Raw genomic sequence first — 21,012 nt, forward strand, 5'->3', positions numbered from 1 at the left:
GGATACAAAGCTACGCCCCACTGATTCCCGATACGGGTGACGCCTAGGCTTTCGGGCGATACCCCTCAATGATCGCCGAGAAGTCCTTGCCGCCATCACCGCGCAGGCTCATGGCCTGGTACAGCTGTTGCGCCACTGCGCCGAGGATGACCGGTTGATGCGCAGCGCGCGCAGCCTCGGTTGCCAAGCCCAGGTCCTTGAGCATCAACTCAGCGCCAAAGCCGCCGCTGTAACCGCGTGACGCTGGAGCGGTTTCGACAATGCCAAGCCACGGGTTGTACGCCTCGGAACTCCAGCAACGGCCAGTCGAGGTATTGATGATGCCGGCCAGCACATGAGTATCGATGCCCAGCGCATTGCCCAATGCCATGGACTCGGACACGCCGATCATGGAAATCGCCAGCAGCATGTTGTTGCAGATCTTGGCAATCTGGCCGGTGCCCACGTCGCCACAATGCACGATGTTACGGCCCATCTGCTCCAGCACCGGTTTGAGCACGGCAAAATGCTCGGCAGATCCGCCGACCATGAACGTCAACGTCCCGGCCTGCGCGCCACCGGTGCCGCCTGACACCGGCGCGTCGCCCAACACCACGCCTTGCTGTGCGGCGACAGCGGCGATGTCACGGATGGTCTGCGGGTCGATGGTGCTGCAATCAACCGCCGGAACGCCGGGTGAGATGCCTTTCAGCACGCCGTCGTCGTTCAGGTACACACTACGCACATGCGCCGCAGCAGGCAGCATGGTGATGACCAGCTCGCTGCCTTCGGCGGCCTGCCGGGGTGAGTCGCTGACCTGTGCGCCCAGCCCGGCGAATTCAGCCAGCACGCTCTTGTTGAGGTCGAACACCTGCAAGGTGTGTCCGGCCTTGATCAGGTTGCGGGCCATGGGCGCGCCCATGTTGCCCAGACCGATAAATGCGATGTTCATTATTGTTCTCCCGGCCTGACTGACAGGCTGTGCTCAACGCAAATTGATCGTGGTGTTCACGCCGTCGTTCACGCTGTCGTCATCGAACCAGCGGCTGGTAACGGTCTTGGTCTGAGTGTAGAACTGCACCACCTGTTTGCCATACGGTCCCAGATCGCCCAGCTTGGAACCCCGCGAGCCAGTGAAGCTGAAAAACGGTACCGGTACAGGAATCGGAATGTTGATCCCGACCTGCCCGACATCGATCTCGCTTTGAAACTTGCGCGCCGCCGCGCCGCTCTGGGTGAACAAGCCAGTGCCGTTGCCGAACGGGTTGGCGTTGACCAGCGCGATAGCCTCATCGAGGGTATCGACCTCCAGAACAACCAGAACCGGACCGAAAATCTCCTGGGTGTAGATCTGCATGTCGGTGGTGACACCCGAGAACAGCGTCGGCCCTACGAAGTTGCCGCCCTCGTAACCCGGCACCGAAACCTCCCGACCATCCAGTTCAAGCGTCGCGCCTTCACGCACACCGCTCTCGATGAGGTCCAGAATGCGCTGCTTTGCCTTTCTGGAAATCACCGGCCCGATGTCCGTCCCTGCCTCCTGGCCGGCATTGACCTTGAGTTTCTGCGCCCGCGCCTTGAGGTCCGGCAGCCACTGTTTCGACGCACCGACCAGCACCACCACGGAGGTCGCCATGCAACGCTGGCCCGCGGCACCGAAACCTGCGCCCACCAGTGCATTCAGCGTTTGCTCACGGTTGGCATCCGGCAGCACGACCGCATGATTCTTCGCGCCCATCATCGCCTGCACACGCTTGCCGTGCCGACCGGCCAGATCGTAAACATGCGTGCCAACGGCGGTCGAACCGACAAAGGAAACAGCCTTGATGTCCTTGTGCGTGCAGATCGCGTCCACCACGTCCTTGCCGCCATGCACCACATTCAGCACGCCGGCCGGCACTCCGGCCTCAATCGCCAGTTCAACCAGCAACAGCGTCGACAGCGGGTCCTGCTCAGAAGGTTTGAGGACAAAGGTATTGCCACAGGCAATCGCCATCGGAAACATCCACAGCGGAATCATCGCCGGGAAGTTGAACGGAGTGATGCCCGCGCAGACACCGATGGGCTGGCGCAAGGTGTAGGTATCCACGCCATTGGCAACGTTTTCGGCAAACTCGCCCATTTGCAGCGTGCCGATCGAACACGCGTGCTCGACCACCTCAAGGCCGCGAAAAATATCGCCCTCGGCATCGGCCAGGGTCTTGCCTTGCTCGGCACTCAATACTGCCGCAATGCGTTTGGAGTGTTCGCGGATCAGCGCCTGCAATTTGAGCATGATGCGCATACGCACACCGACAGGCGTTTCGCGCCAGGTGCGATAGGCCGCGTGAGCCGCAGCGACAGCAGCGTCCACTTCACTGGCCGTGGCAAATGGCACCCGGGCGAGGACTTCCTGAGTCGCAGGGTTGACGATGTCTTGCCATTCACTGCTTTGCGAGTCTATCCACTCGCCGTTGATCAGCAGTTTTACGCGAGCAATGGTGGTTGTGGTGTCGTTCAACGAGACGTTCATTTCAGCGGTTCTCCCTTCAGCAAACCACGCATCCAGCGCATGTGCAGATGGATCGCCGTGGTCTCCCGGCAGTCTTGTTTTTGAGTTGGTCAGGGGGCGTGCTTTGGAGTATAGATGTGCAAACTTCTAACAAGAATGCAGATAAAAGCAGGGTCAACATGCAAAAAAACATCACCTCCCTGGGGCTGTTGAACTGGGATGACCTGAAGTTTTTCCTCGAAGTGGCACGCACCCGTAAAGTCAGCAGCGCAGCCCGGCGCCTGGCCGTTGACTACACCACCGTGTCACGACGCATCAACTCGCTGGAAACCTCGCTCGGCACATTGCTGTTCGAAAAGTCGCGCAACAACGGCTTCATCATGACCGCCGAAGGTCAGCGCCTGCTGGGTTACGCCGAGTCCATCGAAAGCACGCTGCACATGGCCTGCGAACAGGTTTCCGGGTCCAGCGTCGCGTTATCCGGGCATATCCGCATGGGCTGCACCGAAGGCTTCGGTAGCTTTTTCATCACCCCGCAACTGAGCCACTTTCTCGACAGCTACCCGAGCATTTCGCTGGATATCCTGCCGCTGCCGCACTTCATCAGCCTCTCGAAACGCGAGGCTGACATCGTCATCGCCCTGGAGCGCCCGGAACACGGCCCCTACGTGTGTTGCAAACTCTGCGACTACAGCCTGCGCCTGTATGCGACCCAGGCGTATCTGGATAGCCACACGGCCATCGAGCAAAAAGCCGACCTGAGCGGACACGTCTTCATCAGCTACGTCGACGATCTGGCGTTCAGCTCCGAGCTGCTGTACCTGAGCAACCTGCTGCCCAACGCCCAGGCACAACTGCGCAGCACCAGCGTCATCGCCCAATACACCGCCGCGCTACAAGGCCGCGCACTGGCGATCCTGCCGTGCTTTCTGGCCGCCCAGGACCCGCGACTGCTGCCGGTGCTGGCGGAAGAAGTGAACATTACTCGACAATTCTGGATGTATTGCCGCGAGGACCTGCGCAAGTTGAAGCGGATCACGTTGCTGTGGGATTACATTCGGGAAGTGACGGAGTTGAACAAGGGGTTTTTGTTGGGGGAAAATTGCGCTGTCCGCTTCCTTCAGTGACAGATTTTCAAGGGATCAGGTGGCCTTTAGTAGCGGGGCAGACCGGAATTGGCGGTTTGTCACACGGATGCTGGTCCGCTCCCATTGAGGTGACCCCGACTTTTAGATCAGGTTCTCAAGGTCCTTCGCAAAACTAAGATTTCCCCTACATACCGCCTTTTGCACTTCCGGTAGCCTCCCACGCGTCAACTAAACGCTGGTTGTTGTCTACGGATCAAAAACGCAGGGACGGCATGCAATGATTTCTTCAGCCCGATTGGGCGACAAGCACGCCTGCCCATTACCGGGTCACGGTACAACACCTATCGCTTCGGCGTCCGGTGACGTCAACATCAACGGCAGGGGTGCGGCACGTGTGGGTGATACCTGCGGGTGTGGTGCGGTCATCACTACAGGCTTTCCTTCCATTCTGGTGAATGGCCGCCCCATGGCCCACTTGGGAAGCCTCACCAGTCACGGCGGGACAATCATCACGAGCTCAAGTGATGTTGGTGGCGGCTTCGTCATGGGCGGCGCTGCTGGCGCGGCCATTATCAACTTCATGGCGCTGGGAGCCTTCCGGCCAGACGGTTCCGTGGACAATGAGAAGATGGCGACCTTGCTGGCTGATCCGAAGCTCACGGAGAAAGCCTTGGCGGCGAACGCTTTGGTAGGCCCTGAGGCCGCTGGTGAGAAGTCAGATGCGGAGCCTGAGCCAAGGGCGGAATCTGTTGTTTGCAAATACCCTGACAGGATGGAAGAGCTGGCGACATACATTGCGGACGAGATGAATCGCAATATTCATCACCCTTCTGTTTTGAAAATGAAAAAACTGCTCAGTTATGACGTTGCCGAAGAGACTCGCAAGCAAATGGACCTGCCTTGGTATGCTCAAGTTGGCGCGACGAGCCCCCAAACTGTTGGCGCAGCAAATGGCGCTGCTGCGTTGGTGATTTGGACTGAGCGTGTAGGGCAGTATAGGGATTGGGACCACAAGCCGAAAATCCATAAGAAGTTCGGTGGGTATTACCACAAGCAAGGAGAGTACGAGTATTTTTATGATATTTGGTCTAACATCCACTACGGTTATGTTGGCCGCGCAGGCGGCCTTTCAGAAAGCGTGCTTGCCGACGGTGCGGGGTTAGAGCAGATAGTCTCAGACTCTGTCGGGGCGATCAGTGACATAACAAAACCACAGGTAAGCAGAAAACACCGGGGGCCTCAACGTGCCGAGAACGTAGAGGGACTCCGCGCTTGGGACGACGATCCCGACCGAATATCTGTCGGGATCGGGATTAAACTCTTTAACCTGCACCCTCATGGTGGCATAACAGCGAAAATGATAATGAAAGAGGTTCTTTCGGTTGCACCACAAGCATGGGGAGCAGGTGTCATTGATCATCAATGTGAGAAAACTTAAGTTGCGTCATGCAGTTTTGTTCGCGCTTATAGTTCTGCTAACGGCTTGGTATGCTGCTACCCCCAGCGTAGTTATTCATTACTCCAAAGAAGCTACGGATGAACTTCGTTTAGTATGGGATACGCAACACCAAATTCATAGAGAGAGGATGCTTCCGGGAGAAGCGTCATCTGATGTTGGTCATCTATTCCCCGATGAAGATTTTTTTATGGTTTTCTTTTGGGGCCCCATCAAGGGCCATATGAGATGTATCGACATAACGCCCAAGCGCTGGGCTACGTTAGATATATACCTAACGGAGTCGGGTAGAGTCGACATTAACAAAACATCTCCCGCCATTATTGAACGCTTGAAAAAATGTGAGGGCGAACCTGATCCTTTCCGGCACTAAGGTGCCCTTAGAACCTAAGGCTGCCGCTAGGGAGTCAGAGGCGAAGCCTTAGCCAAAAGCGGAACCTGTTGTTAGCAAACACCCTGACAGGATGGAAGAGCTGGCGACTTATATTGCTGGAGAGATGAACGCCAACATCAATAGTCCAGAAGTTCGTCAGATGAGAGACCTCAATAGCTTCGATGCGGCGGCAAAGATGAAGGAGTATGAGGCGCTTCCATTTTACCTGCGCCTTGGTCCCGGCCCGGATTTCTACAGCATGGCGGCCGGTATGCAAGCAAAGGCTTTTGCTATCTGGGCAGAACGTGTTGGTCAGAATCGCCCGTGGGACCACAAACCGATACTCGCCGCGAAATACGATGGCGTCGTCTACCACAAACAGGGCGATTACGATTACTTCTATGACATCTGGTCGAACATTCACTATGGATACGTCGGGCGAGTTGGTGGGCTTTCCGAAAGCATCCTTTTGGATGGCGCAGGTGCTGAGCAGATCGTTTCAGACACACTCCCTGAGGGGAGTATCAGTTTTTTTGTGTTCGGGCTGGTTAGGGCCTGCCGTCAGGCAGGCCCTTGTTTTACCAGCTCGGTCTGGTAAATCGGTCTCCGTACAGGATCGCAAATTGATTCATTGCCACTTTCCAGTCGTGTGCCGCATGACCCCAGTTGGCGGTGATGTTGCGCAACCCAAGCCATATCAGTTTCGTCGCGGCCTCATCGGTCGGGAAGTGCCCTCGAGTCTTGATGATCTTGCGTAACTGGGCATTGATGCTCTCGATGGCATTGGTCGTGTAAACCACTTTGCGGATGCCCGCCGGGAAAACAAAAAACGGTATAACCCGATCCCAGGCGCGACGCCATGCAGCAACCACAGTCGGATACTGCTTGCCCCAGGGGCCCGCTTCAAAGGCGTTAAGCTCTTGCTCAGCCACATCTGCATTGATCGCCTGGTAGATCGGCTTGAGTGCTTTGGCCAGTGCCCGACGTTTATCCCAAGCGGCATAGTCCAAGCTGTTGCGGATCAGATGCACGATGCAGGTTTGCAGCGTCGTGGCAGGAAAAACCGCCCCCAACGCCTCCGGTATTCCTTTGAGGCCATCCGTGACGGCGATCAGAACATCTTCAACGCCACGAGTCTTGAGGTCGTTGAACACCTTCATCCAAAACTTGGCACCCTCGGTGCTCTCGATCCATATACCCACAATGTCGCGCGTGCCATCAGGTAATACCCCCAGCGCCAGATAAATAGCCTTGTTGCACACTAACCCCTCGTCCCGGATTTTGACCCGTAACGCATCGAAGAAGATCACCGGATACATCGGTTCCAAGGGTCGTTGCTGCCAAGTGCCCACCTCTTCCATGACCGCATCGGTGACTGAGCTGATGAAGTCATGGGACACGTTAGTTCCATACTGCTCAGATAGAAAAGCGCGGATCTCACGCACCGTCATGCCCCGGGCGTACATGGCAATTATCTTGTCGTCGAAGCCTGTAAAACGTCGTTCGTGCTTGGGAATCAGGATCGGGGCGAAGCTACCATCGCGGTCTCTGGGGATATCCAGGCGAAGCGGCCCGTCGTCGGTCAGAACCGTCTTGCTGCTTTTGCCATTACGCTGATTGGTCGACTCCTCAGGGCGCTCCGCGCCCTGAGGGTAACCAAGGTGGTGACCCAGCTCGGCGCCTAGCGCACGCTCGATCAGAGCCTTCTTGAACGCCATGGACGCGTCTTGAATGGCTTCGGCGCTCATCGGGCCTTTAACAAACTGCTCGATCAGCTCTTGGGGAATCGAGGGCAACTCCCTCGCTGTTGCATTGGCGGACTTCTTTTTGGTCGGCATACATGCACCTCTAGCTACATGTTATGCCCGAACACAAAATTTCTGACAGTCTCCGCCTGAGGTCATTGCTCGTCTGAAACAGTGTCCTGGGCGAGCAGACCCCTTCCAGCCCTGAGGCGTGCTACCCGCGCCACGTCAAACTCGGCACAGCCAATGAGTAAACACAGAAGACACTCCCGGCACCTAAAGAAGAGCTGACCCATACCCAGATTCAAGTAACGGTCTCCCTGAGAAAGCTCAAGGCATCCTTGAAAATATGGTGCCATCTGTCAGACGGCTCACTCATCAGCGGATGCCAGAAGAATCTGAAATCGTGTCCTCCATCATCCTCTGCAAAATGCACCCAGCTATCGGGAAGGTCTTGAGCCACCTCACATTCATGAAATGCCCAGATATGTCCCGTTATGGTGGAGTGCCACTCACCCAGGTTTCGCTTTGCTGTCGCTTGAATCCCGGCCTCCTCCATTAACTCCCGCACAGCAGCCGCGCAAGTTGACTCGCCTGGTTCCACACTGCCCTTCACCAATTGCAGGCCCGCCAACGGATGCTCAAATGCCAGAATCTCCAGCACTCCCCGGTCTCGCAGAACCACAGCACACGCTTTATCCGCCGTCATGCAGTTACACCCTGGCCTTTTCAATTGCCCCTTGAACCCGGTTGAAGAGCATAGGGATTATGAAGCTCGACTTCGTACCTGCAAATCGCCAGACAGCACGGACATGATCAAAGCCCCAACATCAAACCACTCAGACGTTTGACCTTGCGGCGCAGAGCCTCCTCGAAGATGCCCTGGCGCGGTTCGATCAGGCTGAACCAGTGCTTGGCGCGGGTGATGCCGGTGTAGATGAGCTCCTTGGTCAGTACAGGGTTGAGCGCTTCGGGCAGGATCAGGGCGGTGTGGGCGAATTCCGAGCCTTGGGATTTGTGTACGGTCATGGCGTACACGGTCTCGACCTCGTTGAGGCGGCTGGGCAGGACGAAGCGTACGCCATCGCTGCCGTCGTTGCGCGGGAACGCGACACGTAGCACTTGCTTGCCGTCGCCGTCGCGCTCGGGCAGGCGTAAGGTGATGCCAATGTCGCCGTTCATCAAGCCCAGGCCATAGTCGTTATGGGTCATCAACACCGGGCGGCCTTCGTACCATTGCTGTTCGCTTTCAATCAGCTTCGCGTTGAACAGCGCATGAGTGATGCGCTGGTTCAGGCCTTCCACGCCCCACGGGCCTTTGCGTACAGCGCACAGCAGTTGGAAGGCGTCGAAGGCGCTGAGCACCAAGCGCGCCCATCGAGTCCAGCAATGGTCGTCGAGGGCCGAATCATCGGCGGGCCGCCCGGCGGCAAGTACGTTGAGGTAATGGCGGTAACCCTGCGGACCTTGCTCGCCTCTGCCAAGCCCGTCGAGCACAAGGCGTTCGAACTTCAGATCCTGTTCGCCCTTCAACGCCAGGGCAAACAGGTCGTCGTGACTGCCCGCCGCAAGCAGCGCGCGGGCCTGTTGGTCCTGCTGCTGGTTGACCAGTCGGGCCAACTGGCCGATACCGCTGCCTTGGCCAAAACGACGCGAATGGCGCAGCATCACCACTTGCTGGGCCAATGGATGGTGCTGCGCATCGCCTTGGCGCAAGGCACCTTTGCTGAGGTCTTCGCCGCTGACAGCTTCAAGCCAGGCCTGAGTTTCAGGGCTGTAAAAACCTTCTTCGGCGTCGCGACACAAATCGCCCAGAACGGCACCCGCCTCAACGGAGGCCAACTGGTCCTTGTCGCCGAGCAGCACCATGCGCGCATGCGGCGGTAATGCGTCGAGCAGATTGGCCATCATTTCCAGGTCGATCATGGATGCTTCATCAACCACCAGCACGTCCAGTGGCAGTAAGTTGCCTGCGTGATGGCGGAAGTGCCGGGTACCGGGGCGACTGCCAAGCAGGCGGTGGACGGTGGTGACTTCGCTGGGGATTTTCTGCCGTACGTCGTCGCTGACGTCCAGGCTCTGCACCTGCTGGCTGATGGACTCGGTCAGTCGGGCCGCCGCCTTGCCGGTAGGTGCCGCCAGACGGATACGCAGCGGTTGGCCATTCTGTACCGCCGGGGCCTGCAACAAGGCCAGCAGGCGCACCACCGTGGTGGTTTTGCCGGTGCCGGGGCCGCCGGTGATGATGCTGAAGCCCTTGCGGGTCGCCAGTGCGCAGGCAAGTTTCTGCCAGTCGATGACAGCTTGTGACGAAGAATTGGCCGGGCCGAACAATGCGTCGAGCTGCTGCGGCAGATCCTCCGGCGACGTTTCACGCTGTGCCAGGCGCTGACGCAAGGCTGCAGCGATACGTCGTTCGTAAGTCCAGTAGCGACGCAGGTACAGACGCCGCTCGGCCAGCACCAGCGGTTTTTGTCGCGCTTCGGCACTTGAATCGCCCACCTCGGCAACCAGCATGCTGCCGGCCAGCGCCTGGCACCAGGCGGCGCCATCCAGTGCTGCCAGCAGTTGTGAGGGCAGCAGCATCGGCGCGCTCTGCTGATCGCCTTCGGGTGGCAGTGACAGGGCGAAGTCCGGTTCTTTGAGGGTCTCGTAGAGGTCAAGGCAGACGTGACCGTGGCCGAGCTGATGGCTGGTAAGCGCCGCAGCCACCAGCACCAACGGATCGGCGTGCGGATCGAGGTCACTGAGGAACGCGACGAACGCTTTGTCCAGAGCACGCAACCAGCCGCGCTCGACCCAACGTTCGAGCAGGATCAGCAGATCGCTGACACGCGTCAGCGGGCTCAACTCAGCGAGGCTGATGTCGTCCAGCGCGGTAGGCAACAGATCATCGAACGAGCGGCTCATGCCAATGCTCCCGGCAGGTCATGCGCTATCGGTTTGCCCTGAAACAGCAGGTCCAGACTCTCGATCAGTTCACGTGGCGGACGTGTAAAATACGCTCCCTGAGAGGCCGAACGACTGCCGCGCAGAAACAGGTAAAGCGCGCCGCCCATGTGCTGGTCGTAATCATAGTCGGCCATCCGTGCCTTGAGCTGACGATGCAACGCCAGCAGGTACAGGACGTATTGCAGGTCGTAGCGGTTGTCGAGAATGGCGGTTTCCATCGCCAGTTCGGTGTACGCAGTGTCGTCGGTGCCCAGCCAGTTGGACTTGTAGTCAGCCACGTAATACCGGCCTTCGTGTTCGAACGTCAGGTCGATAAAGCCTTTGAACATGCCGTTGAGCGAGACCGTCTCGGTCGCAGCACGCGGCGCGTTGTTGTGGGTGAAGCGGCGTACCAGGGCATCCATCTGCGCCACATTGACGTTGTTGCTGGCGAACCAGAACTCCATCTCTATGCGGTACTGATTGGGCTGATTCAGCTCACCCAGCGCGACCGGCGTGGCATCCGGCGACAGACGCAACGGTATGTTCAGCATCTGCTGTAGCCAATCGCTCAGCGTGTCGATCCAGCCCGCCCAGCCGCGACGGCTGCAGCGACGTGCAACGGCGTCTCTCAGCAGTTCAGGCGTGTGCGCCGTTAGCGCAAAACCTTCGTTGCCAGCCCATTCGAGCAGTCCATGCAGAAAGGTGCCGGGATTGGGGCCACGCGGAAAGCGGTGGATATCGCCGCCGCTGGTCAAAATGTCACGCGGCGCTTCAGGGTCCAGGCGCTCGTCGTCGAACAGCTTCTGTGCCTGCGGGCTGTCAGGCGATTCATCGGCACCGGTGGTTACGGTGTCGCCGATACGCAGGGCGCTGTAGGAGGCGATCCACCAGTTCTCGGCAGCGCGACGTTTGGGTACCAGCAGTTGGACCAGCGCGGCTTCGTTGCGCGGCGCACTGAAGCGTTCGTCAGTGGGCTCGGGAACAGGCTGCAAGGCAATCGCATCACAGCCTTGCGCGAGATCACGCAGCCAGACTTTCAGCTCTACCGACTCGGCCAGCGCAACACCGCCACCCAGCAAATAACCCAACGCCGAACGGTGCAGCATCGAGTTGCTGGCATTGCCGCGTTTGAGGTCGGCAACGCCCAGCCAGCAAGCGTGTTCGGAACGGGTCAGCGCCACGTAGAGCAAGCGCAGGTCTTCGGCCAGACGTTCGTCATCGGCTTGCTGAATCAGCGCTTCGGTGGGTTGCAGGCTGATCTGCGAGTTGCCGTCGGCGTCATGAAACTGCAGTGGCAGGCGACTGCCGTCCACGGGTTTCGAGGAGCAAATGAATGGCAGGAACACCAGCGGATATTGCAGGCCCTTGGACTTGTGGATGGTCACCACCTTGACCAGTTGCTCGTCGCTTTCCAGACGCAGGATCTGTTCTTCGCCAGCCTGACCGGACAGTGCCAGGTGGTCGCCCAGATGCCGAACCAAGGCCTGTTCGCCGTCCAGTTCGGCGGCGGCCTGCTGCAGCAGTTCAGACAAGTGCAACAGGTTGGTCAGTACTCGCTCACCGTCGGTGCGCGTCATCAATGTCTGCGGCAGGGCGAAGTCGTGCAGCAGGCGGCGCAGCATTGGCAGGACGCCCTGGCTGCGCCACACGGCACGATAGCCACGGAACTGCATGACGCGCCGTTCCCACGCCAGCTCGTCCTGATTCAGACGCTCCAACTCGGCCAGTGGCAGGTCAAGCGTGATACATGCCAGTGCGGCACGCAGCGTACGTTCTGAATCGGGCTCGGCACAGGCTTTGAGCCAGGACAGAAGGTCGTGGGCCTCCTGAGCGGCGAACACTGAGTCCTTGTCCGACAGATAAACACTGCGCACGCCACGCGCGCTGAGTTGCTGACGCACCGCCTGCGCTTCCTTTCCATCGCGGACCAGAATCGCAATGTCGGCCGGACGCAGCCCGCGCAGCGGTTTATCAAGCATGGCGAAACCGGCACGGCCCTGTTGACCGGCGTTGAGCAGGCGCACGATCTCGCTGGCGCAACTGGCCGCCAACTGTTGGCGATAAATAACCCCGGACACCGGCTGTTCGCTTTCAAGATGCCAGACCGTGAGTGCAGTCAGTGGCGCGCCGTCGACTTCCAGGGTCTCTTTGCGCCCTTGGGCCAGCGCATCGGAGAACGGCACCTGATTGCCTTGATCATCACGAAACAGAAACGCTCCGCGACCTTGCGGACGTTGCTCTGCGCGCGTGAAGACATGGTTGACCGACGCGACCATTGCATGGCTGGAGCGGTAGTTGGTGTCCAGCGTGTGCCAACGGCCATCGGTGGCCTGCCGGGCGCGCAGGTACGTATAGATATCGGCACCGCGAAACGCATAGATCGCCTGCTTCGGGTCGCCAATCAGGAACAGCCCGGTCTGCTCATCGTTGGCCTCAAGACGATAGATGCTGTCGAAGATCCGGTACTGGACAGGGTCGGTGTCCTGGAATTCGTCGATCAACGCCACCGGAAACTGCTCGCGAATCAGGGTGGCCAGACGCTCGCCGCCCGCGCCATGCAGGGCCGCGTCGAGCCTGAGCAGCATGTCGTCAAACCCCATCTCGGCGCGACGCCGCCTCTCTTCCTCAAAGCGGGCACTTACCCACTGCGCCGCATGCTGCAACACCGCGGCATCCGGCTTGGGCAGGCTGTCCAGCGCAGCTTTCAGCTGTGCCATGGCCTCGAAAGCAGGATGTGAAGGCGGATCACTTTTCCAGGCTTCGGCAACACCTTCCGGAGTCAGGCGAGTGAAACCGGTTCCCAGGTCCAGCGTTTCCTGTGTGTCGTCAGCGGCCCATGCGGCAAGCTTTTCAAACCAGGGCTTGAAGTAGCGCTCCTGCATCTTGCGGCCATCGACCACTTTGCGGGCTACGGCGTCCTGACAGAGCGCATACAGCTCTTCAGCCCAGGCGGCCCAAGGTGCTTTCAGGGCAGCGAGCGCTGCTCGGCGCTCCTGCAATGACGCCTCGATCAGTTCGGCGGGCTCTTGAGTGGGCGGGCTGCGATCACGACCAAACAAACCTCGCACACGCGGCAACAACGCCGCCGGACCGCTCAGATTTTCCCGCACCCAAGTCAACGCGTCGCCGCTCATGGGGTAGCAGAAGCGGCGCCAGTAGTCGCGCAGCACTTCACCGAGCAAATCGCTGTGGTCGGTTTCCAGGGTTTGGGTGAACAGGCTGCCGCTGTCGAATGCGTGTTCGCGCAACATGCGCTGGCACCAGCTGTGGATCGTCGAGACGGCGGCTTCGTCCATCCATTGTGCGGCGATGTCCAGACGGCTGGCACAGGCCGGCCACTGCTCGGCCTCGAACTGCTCGCGCAGCTCGGCAATCAAACCGTCAGGTGCGGCAATCTCGTCACGAAAGAACCGCGCAGCTTCCGCCAATCGGGTACGAATTCTGTCACGCAGCTCCTTGGTAGCGGCGTCGGTAAAGGTCACCACGAGGATCTGCGGCGGCAGCAATTCACGACCAAAGCCTGACCGTTCGGTGCCGTGCCCAAGCACCAGGCGCAAGTACAGGGCGGAGATGGTGAAGGTCTTGCCCGTCCCGGCGCTGGCCTCGATCAGTTGACTGCCGCGTAGTGGAAAGAGCAGCGCCAGAGGAAGGGACTTTTCGTTCATGCGCCACCCTCCCCGCCAGACAACGACTGCCAGGGCGCATCGTAAACCGGTTTGTAGAGCGTCTCGCACCAGCCTGCAAACTCTTCACTGTCGACCAGCGCGTCAAAGTCCGGAAACTGTCGGGCCAGCGCGGTGCTTTCGCGGCGCTCACCATCAGTGGTCTGCCCGTCACCCTCGTAGGCCTTGCGGGCTGCTGCTTCGGCTTTGTCGGCGGGCTGGCCCAGCCAGGCAAATGCGGTTTTGACGGCGACTGGTAAAGGCTCTTGCATGCCGCGTAGCCAAGCCATAAGCAAGTGATTCAGCGTGGTAATGGCCGCGTCCTTGTCCAACGGTTCGAGCATGAGGGTTTCGTCACTGGCGACCAGTGCCGTGTGCAACGGCAGCTCGCAGGCGCAGGCAACCAGGTGATTGAACCACGGCCGAATCAGCCGGTGCCATTTGCGAGTCTTTTTCAAGCCGATGCTGTTGGGAATCGCCGTGACCAGCAACAGCTCACCACGAGCGTTACGGTGCAGCCCGCCAAACCAGCCATCGATACTCACACTGCCATGGCTGAAACTGATCGGTAATGCGCTGCTCAACGTTTCGGGCCAGAGGGTCAACAGGTCGTGGTAACGCTTGAGGACGTCTGGCAACGGCTCGATCAGCTCGCTCTGCATCAAGGTGCCGAACCCCGCGAGCGGCAGCAGGCCACTGGCTTGCAGTTTCAGTGCCTGGGCTTTCAGGGCGACATCCATATCGTCAGGGGAAGCCATCGCTGCGCTGAGCAGGCTTTCACTGAGGCCGTAACGCTCAAGCGCGTCGAGCACGAACGGTTCCTCATCGGCGAGCGGCGCTTCGGCGACTTCGAAATAGATCTTCAGGCGCTGGCTGAAGAAATGCTTCACCGGGTTTCTCAGGAAGTCCTGTAACTGTGCAATGGACAGGGGTTCTTCCTGCTCATGGGGGGGAAGCGCTTGAGGTACGGGCACCTGAAGGTCGGTTTCATGCAGCAGGCGCCACTCGCGGGCGAAGCTGAAATACCCCGTGCCTGCATGGAAGTAACTGGCACTGAAAGGCTGCAGCGGGTGATCCACAGTCAGCGCGTTCAGCAAACGCTCACCATCGTCCTGCTTGCCGTCCGGTTCGGTCTCGCCAGCCAGCTTCCAGCCACTGGCCAGGTGATCGCGCAATTGGCCAATCAGCACCGATGCAGGACGCTCGCTGTTGTCCCGAATGCTGTGGCCAACCCAGCTGATATAGAGCTGGTCTCTGGCCGAGAGCAGCGCTTCCAGCAACAGGTAGCGATCGTCTTCACGCCGCGAACGGTCGCCGGGACGGTAGTCGCTGCCCATCAGGTCGAAATCCAGCGGCGGTTGCGCGCGCGGGTAATCGCCGTCGTTCATGCCCAGCAGGCAGACCACTTTGAATGGAATGGCGCGCATGGGCATCAGGGTGCAGAAGTTGACCGAGCCCGCCAGAAAGCGTTGGGACAGGCGCCCCTGATCAAGCCCGGCCAGCCAGGCCTCACGCACAACGGTCAACGGCAGCTCATCGGTCAGCCTTACCGCTTCACAGGTTTCCAGCCAGTTTTCGCGCAGTGTTTCAAGCTGAGCGAGCAGGTAGTCATCGTGTTCGCTGTCGGCGAGGAAGAACAACTGCAACAGCGATTGCAGGCGCGTTCCCCACGTGTACGGAGTTGCGGGTGTCGATAATTCCGTATGGGCCACCTGAAGCGCGTCAATCAGCGCTACCAGTGGGCCGATCAATGCGGCATCAAGCCCGCCAATCTCATCGTACGGCTCAATGCCGTCGTAAGCGTCACCTGCACCCACGGCGTAACCAAGCAGCATGCGCCGCAGACCAAAATGCCAGCTGTTCTGCTCCAGCGCATCCGGCAACCCCAGACCGGCACGCTGCTGTGCGTTGAGGCCCCAGCGAATGCCGGCGCCTTCTATCCAGCGGTGCAGCGTTGGCAGATCGCGCTCCTGAATCCTGAAGCGCGCGCGCAAGGCAGGAACATCGAGCAGGTCAAGGATTTCGCTGACCGGGAAGCGGCTGTCCGGGAGTTTGAGGAGGTGTTCAACGGCAATCAGCAAGGGTTCGCGGCCACGTTGCCCTTGGTCGGCCAGCGTAAAGGGAATGAAGCGACGATCTTCGCGTTCGATTTGCCCGAATACCGCTCGTATGTGTGGGGCGTAGCTGTCGATATCCGGGACCATGACAATCACGTCACGCGGGCGCAGGCCCGGGTCTTTGCTGAACCGTGCCAATAGCTGGTCATGCAGCACTTCCACTTCGCGCTGCGCACTGTGCGCAACATGGAAACGGACCGAGCGATCTTCCAGCGGATCGACTGCCGGCCAGAGCTCACGGGTTTCATCCAGCGGGCGTAGCTCGAGAATATCGTCCTGCAACTGATTCAGCAGATTGGTGGGCTCGACTTCACTGAACAGGTCAATCCGCTCATCCTTGAACGAAGAGCGGTAGCTGCGCGGATCATCATGGCTGTCCAGCAAATTGATGTAATCGCGACCCTGCTTGCCCCAGGCAGCGAGCAGCGGGTGAGCATGCTGATGCAGCGCTTGCGGATCGAGGACCATCGGCATTCCGGTCTTGCGCGCCTGGCGTTTGTACTGGTGACGCAACAGGTCTTTGTCGGCGACGATATCAGCCCAGTGATGGCGACACGGGTTGTGAACGCAGAGCAGAACCTGGCTGAACTTCGCCAGGCCCGCCAATGCCTCGAGCGCTTGTGCGGGCAGCGAGGAAATGCCAAAAACGATGACACGTGCCGGCAAACCCGGAGGCGCTTCGGTCATGCTGCCGATGCGCTCGATGAAGCGCTGATGTACACCCGCTCGACTCTGCGACATACCTTTGGCACCGACATCATCCAGCAGCGCGCGCCACAGCTCGGCTTGCCAGCAATTAGCGGCTGACAGCGGTCTGGCCTGACCTCGCCCATCGCGCAATTGATGACGGCCAGCGGCCCAGTCTTCCAGCCAGTCGGCGCGGTAAACCTGATATTGGTCGAACAGATCTGACAGGCGCTCGGACAATTGATAGCGCTTGCGTAGATCAGTGTCGTCGGTCAGGAAACGCTGCAGGGGCTCGAAGTGTGGCTGATTGATGAGTTCAGGGAGCAAGCGCATCAAGCGCCAGGTCAGCGGGGTCTTGTCGAGCAAGGAAGTCGACGGTATTTCATCGCTTCCGAGAACCATGCGGTACAGCGTCCACATGAAACTACCGGGCAATTGGACGTCTATGGCTGCGGCAATGCCACAGCCACCGCTATCTTCATCCTGAGCGTCCTCGGCCAACGCCAGTTTCAACCACTGCGCAATGCCGTTGCTCTGGACCAGCGCAATCTCGTTTTCCAGGGGGGCCAATGGATAACGTCGCATCCACGACACAACCAGACTGCGCAGCTCATCCGGGCGGTTGCCTTGAACCACCATGAAACCTGCACTCAGAGAGGTTGTAACGGACATGCTTGTTTCCTTGACCGGTGCGTAGAACCTGATGCCGAACCATAAGGGCAAGCGCGCTGGATTGCCATAAGCATGTTGGTCTGAATGACTGCCGGAGAGGTATGGTTATGAGTTCAGGAGAATGCAGAGGTTTGTGGAACCCCAGACAAACAAAAACCCTCAACGCATAAGCGATGAGGGTTTCTGGAATTTAATCTTGACGATGACCTACTCTCACATGGGGAAACCCCACACTACCATCGGCGATACATCGTTTCACTGCTGAGTTCGGGATGGGATCAGGTGGTTCCAATGTTCTATGGTCGTCAAGAAATTCGGGTACCGAATCGTGCCATGCGGCGCGCTTCAGCAAATCGGGTATGTGATAGCTCGGTGCGGTTGTGACGCAAACCTTCGGTTCATGTCATCTTCACAGTCACCGCAATCTGATGCTCCTGTCAGGAAGTCCACTCAAATTGCTTGGGTGTTATATGGTCAAGCCTCACGGGCAATTAGTATTGGTTAGCTCAACGCCTCACAGCGCTTACACACCCAACCTATCAACGTCGTAGTCTTCGACGGCCCTTTAGGGAACTCAAGGTTCCAGTGAGATCTCATCTTGAGGCAAGTTTCCCGCTTAGATGCTTTCAGCGGTTATCTTTTCCGAACATAGCTACCCGGCAATGCCACTGGCGTGACAACCGGAACACCAGAGGTTCGTCCACTCCGGTCCTCTCGTACTAGGAGCAGCCCCTCTCAAATCTCAAACGTCCACGGCAGATAGGGACCGAACTGTCTCACGACGTTCTAAACCCAGCTCGCGTACCACTTTAAATGGCGAACAGCCATACCCTTGGGACCGGCTTCAGCCCCAGGATGTGATGAGCCGACATCGAGGTGCCAAACACCGCCGTCGATATGAACTCTTGGGCGGTATCAGCCTGTTATCCCCGGAGTACCTTTTATCCGTTGAGCGATGGCCCTTCCATACAGAACCACCGGATCACTAAGACCTACTTTCGTACCTGCTCGACGTGTCTGTCTCGCAGTCAAGCGCGCTTTTGCCTTTATACTCTACGACCGATTTCCGACCGGTCTGAGCGCACCTTCGTACTCCTCCGTTACTCTTTAGGAGGAGACCGCCCCAGTCAAACTACCCACCATACACTGTCCTCGATCCGGATAACGGACCTGAGTTAGAACCTCAAAGTTGCCAGGGTGGTATTTCAAGGTTGGCTCCACGCAGACTGGCGTCCACGCTTCAAAGCCTCCCACCTATCCTACACAAGCAAATTCAAAGTCCAGTGCAAAGCTATAGTAAAGGTTCACGGGGTCTTTCCGTCTAGCCGCGGATACACTGCATCTTCACAGCGATTTCAATTTCACTGAGTCTCGGGTGGAGACAGCGCCGCCATCGTTACGCCATTCGTGCAGGTCGGAACTTACCCGACAAGGAATTTCGCTACCTTAGGACCGTTATAGTTACGGCCGCCGTTTACCGGGGCTTCGATCAAGAGCTTCGCTTGCGCTAACCCCATCAATTAACCTTCCGGCACCGGGCAGGCGTCACACCCTATACGTCCACTTTCGTGTTTGCAGAGTGCTGTGTTTTTAATAAACAGTCGCAGCGGCCTGGTATCTTCGACCGGCGTGGGCTTACGCAGTAAATGCTTCACCCTCACCGGCGCACCTTCTCCCGAAGTTACGGTGCCATTTTGCCTAGTTCCTTCACCCGAGTTCTCTCAAGCGCCTTGGTATTCTCTACCCAACCACCTGTGTCGGTTTGGGGTACGGTTCCTGGTTACCTGAAGCTTAGAAGCTTTTCTTGGAAGCATGGCATCAACCACTTCGTGTTCTAAAGAACACTCGTCATCAGCTCTCGGCCTTGAGATCCCGGATTTACCTAAGATCTCAGCCTACCACCTTAAACCTGGACAACCAACGCCAGGCTGGCCTAGCCTTCTCCGTCCCTCCATCGCAATAACCAGAAGTACAGGAATATTAACCTGTTTTCCATCGACTACGCTTTTCAGCCTCGCCTTAGGGACCGACTAACCCTGCGTCGATTAACGTTGCGCAGGAAACCTTGGTCTTTCGGCGTGGGTGTTTTTCACACCCATTGTCGTTACTCATGTCAGCATTCGCACTTCTGATACCTCCAGCAAGCTTCTCAACTCACCTTCACAGGCTTACAGAACGCTCCTCTACCGCATCATCAAAAGATGATACCCGTAGCTTCGGTGCATGGTTTGAGCCCCGTTACATCTTCCGCGCAGGCCGACTCGACTAGTGAGCTATTACGCTTTCTTTAAAGGGTGGCTGCTTCTAAGCCAACCTCCTAGCTGTCTAAGCCTTCCCACATCGTTTCCCACTTAACCATGACTTTGGGACCTTAGCTGACGGTCTGGGTTGTTTCCCTTTTCACGACGGACGTTAGCACCCGCCGTGTGTCTCCCATGCTCGGCACTTGTAGGTATTCGGAGTTTGCATCGGTTTGGTAAGTCGGGATGACCCCCTAGCCGAAACAGTGCTCTACCCCCTACAGTGATACATGAGGCGCTACCTAAATAGCTTTCGAGGAGAACCAGCTATCTCCGAGCTTGATTAGCCTTTCACTCCGATCCACAGGTCATCCGCTAACTTTTCAACGGTAGTCGGTTCGGTCCTCCAGTTAGTGTTACCCAACCTTCAACCTGCCCATGGATAGATCGCCCGGTTTCGGGTCTATTCCCAGCGACTAGACGCCCTATTAAGACTCGCTTTCGCTACGCCTCCCCTATTCGGTTAAGCTCGCCACTGAAAATAAGTCGCTGACCCATTATACAAAAGGTACGCAGTCACCCAACAAAGTGGGCTCCCACTGCTTGTACGCATACGGTTTCAGGATCTATTTCACTCCGCTCTCCGCGGTTCTTTTCGCCTTTCCCTCACGGTACTGGTTCACTATCGGTCAGTCAGTAGTATTTAGCCTTGGAGGATGGTCCCCCCATATTCAGACAAGGTTTCTCGTGCCCCGTCCTACTCGATTTCATTGCAAAGGGATTTTCGCGTACAGGGCTATCACCCACTATGGCCGTCCTTTCCAGAACGTTCCGCTAATCTCAATACAACTTAAGGGCTGGTCCCCGTTCGCTCGCCACTACTAAGGGAATCTCGGTTGATTTCTTTTCCTCAGGGTACTTAGATGTTTCAGTTCCCCTGGTTCGCTTCTTGCACCTATGTATTCAGTACAAGATAACCATCTTATGATGGCTGGGTTCCCCCATTCAGACATCTCCGGATCACAGTCTGTTTGCCGACTCCCCGAAGCTTTTCGCAGGCTACCACGTCTTTCATCGCCTCTGACTGCCAAGGCATCCACCGTATGCGCTTCTTCACTTGACCATATAACCCCAAGCAATCTGGTTATACTGTGAAGACGACATTCGCCGAAAGTTTGCATTCACAAACTTTACCTTAGCCCGGACACACACCAGTGAAAGAGGTGCCCGGTCTATTTCTTTCTATCACATACCCAAATTTTTAAAGAACGATCTAATCAAAGACTAGAAATCAACATTCATGCACTGATCGTCAGGATCAATGGAATGCTCATTTCTAAGCTTTCAAACAGAAGCAGTAAGTGGTGGAGCCAAGCGGGATCGAACCGCTGACCTCCTGCGTGCAAGGCAGGCGCTCTCCCAGCTGAGCTATGGCCCCGTATTTCTACAGGCGTTTCCCACACAAAATTGGTGGGTCTGGGCAGATTCGAACTGCCGACCTCACCCTTATCAGGGGTGCGCTCTAACCAACTGAGCTACAGACCCAATTTCGAGCTTGTAGCCGCTAG

Annotated in this window: 9 protein-coding genes, 2 tRNA genes, 2 rRNA genes and 1 pseudogene; 3 read left to right on the top strand and 11 right to left on the bottom strand. The window is 57.9% G+C overall.

Translation table 11 applies throughout. The features are described 5' to 3' along the window. Window positions 1–43: 43 nt before the first annotated feature. Together mmsB and AC4ANK_RS25695 are read right to left on the bottom strand one after the other, a co-directional pair. Window positions 44–931: a 3-hydroxyisobutyrate dehydrogenase gene (gene mmsB, locus AC4ANK_RS25690; protein WP_002551959.1), complete on the bottom strand. Its 888-nt coding sequence runs from the start codon at window positions 929–931 to the stop codon at window positions 44–46. A 33-nt stretch (window positions 932–964) separates the two neighbouring features. Beyond that, window positions 965–2,491 carry a CoA-acylating methylmalonate-semialdehyde dehydrogenase gene (locus AC4ANK_RS25695; RefSeq protein ID WP_002551958.1) on the bottom strand — a complete coding sequence of 509 codons (1,527 nt, stop codon included), beginning with the start codon at window positions 2,489–2,491 and terminating at the stop codon, window positions 965–967. A 158-nt stretch (window positions 2,492–2,649) separates the two neighbouring features. Here AC4ANK_RS25695 and AC4ANK_RS25700 point away from each other — a divergent pair, with 158 nt between their 5' ends. The 3 genes and pseudogenes from AC4ANK_RS25700 to AC4ANK_RS25710 form a co-directional block, all read left to right on the top strand. Continuing rightward, a complete protein-coding gene (locus tag AC4ANK_RS25700; RefSeq protein WP_002551957.1) occupies window positions 2,650–3,597 on the top strand; it encodes a LysR family transcriptional regulator in 948 nt (315 codons plus the stop codon). Between the two features lie 238 nt (window positions 3,598–3,835). Further along, window positions 3,836–4,996, top strand: coding sequence for a polymorphic toxin type 44 domain-containing protein (locus AC4ANK_RS25705; protein ID WP_002555202.1), 1,161 nt, complete (start codon window positions 3,836–3,838; stop codon window positions 4,994–4,996). A 398-nt stretch (window positions 4,997–5,394) separates the two neighbouring features. Further along, window positions 5,395–5,895: pseudogene (locus AC4ANK_RS25710) on the top strand (polymorphic toxin type 44 domain-containing protein); the annotation flags it as partial. A 70-nt stretch (window positions 5,896–5,965) separates the two neighbouring features. Here AC4ANK_RS25710 and AC4ANK_RS25715 read toward each other — a convergent pair. The 9 genes from AC4ANK_RS25715 to AC4ANK_RS25755 form a co-directional block, all read right to left on the bottom strand. Further along, on the bottom strand, window positions 5,966–7,225 hold the full coding sequence (locus tag AC4ANK_RS25715; protein WP_460383655.1) for an IS256-like element ISPsy17 family transposase: 1,260 nt from the start codon (window positions 7,223–7,225) through the stop codon (window positions 5,966–5,968). Between the two features lie 211 nt (window positions 7,226–7,436). Beyond that, a complete protein-coding gene (locus AC4ANK_RS25720; RefSeq protein ID WP_031598108.1) occupies window positions 7,437–7,841 on the bottom strand; it encodes an NUDIX hydrolase in 405 nt (134 codons plus the stop codon). Window positions 7,842–7,948: 107 nt separating this feature from the next. Next, window positions 7,949–10,042: an exodeoxyribonuclease V subunit alpha gene (recD, locus tag AC4ANK_RS25725; RefSeq protein ID WP_002555205.1), complete on the bottom strand. Its 2,094-nt coding sequence runs from the start codon at window positions 10,040–10,042 to the stop codon at window positions 7,949–7,951. Continuing rightward, window positions 10,039–13,731 (bottom strand): exodeoxyribonuclease V subunit beta, encoded by a 3,693-nt coding sequence (gene recB / locus AC4ANK_RS25730; RefSeq protein ID WP_002555206.1) that lies wholly within the window; start codon window positions 13,729–13,731, stop codon window positions 10,039–10,041. The genes recD and recB overlap by 4 nt, the downstream gene beginning before the upstream one ends. Next, window positions 13,728–17,204, bottom strand: a complete 3,477-nt coding sequence (gene recC, locus AC4ANK_RS25735) for an exodeoxyribonuclease V subunit gamma (protein WP_031598110.1) — start codon at window positions 17,202–17,204, stop codon at window positions 13,728–13,730. The genes recB and recC overlap by 4 nt, the downstream gene beginning before the upstream one ends. Before the next feature lie 194 nt (window positions 17,205–17,398). Further along, window positions 17,399–17,514: ribosomal RNA gene (rrf, locus tag AC4ANK_RS25740) — 5S ribosomal RNA — on the bottom strand. 160 nt (window positions 17,515–17,674) lie between these two features. After that, window positions 17,675–20,567 (bottom strand): 23S ribosomal RNA (locus AC4ANK_RS25745). 239 nt (window positions 20,568–20,806) lie between these two features. Further along, a tRNA-Ala gene (locus AC4ANK_RS25750) sits at window positions 20,807–20,882 on the bottom strand. 30 nt (window positions 20,883–20,912) lie between these two features. Beyond that, window positions 20,913–20,989: transfer RNA gene (locus AC4ANK_RS25755), tRNA-Ile, on the bottom strand. Between the last annotated feature and the right edge of the window lie 23 nt (window positions 20,990–21,012).

It is taken from the genome of Pseudomonas sp. Pmew2 (assembly GCF_058129885.1).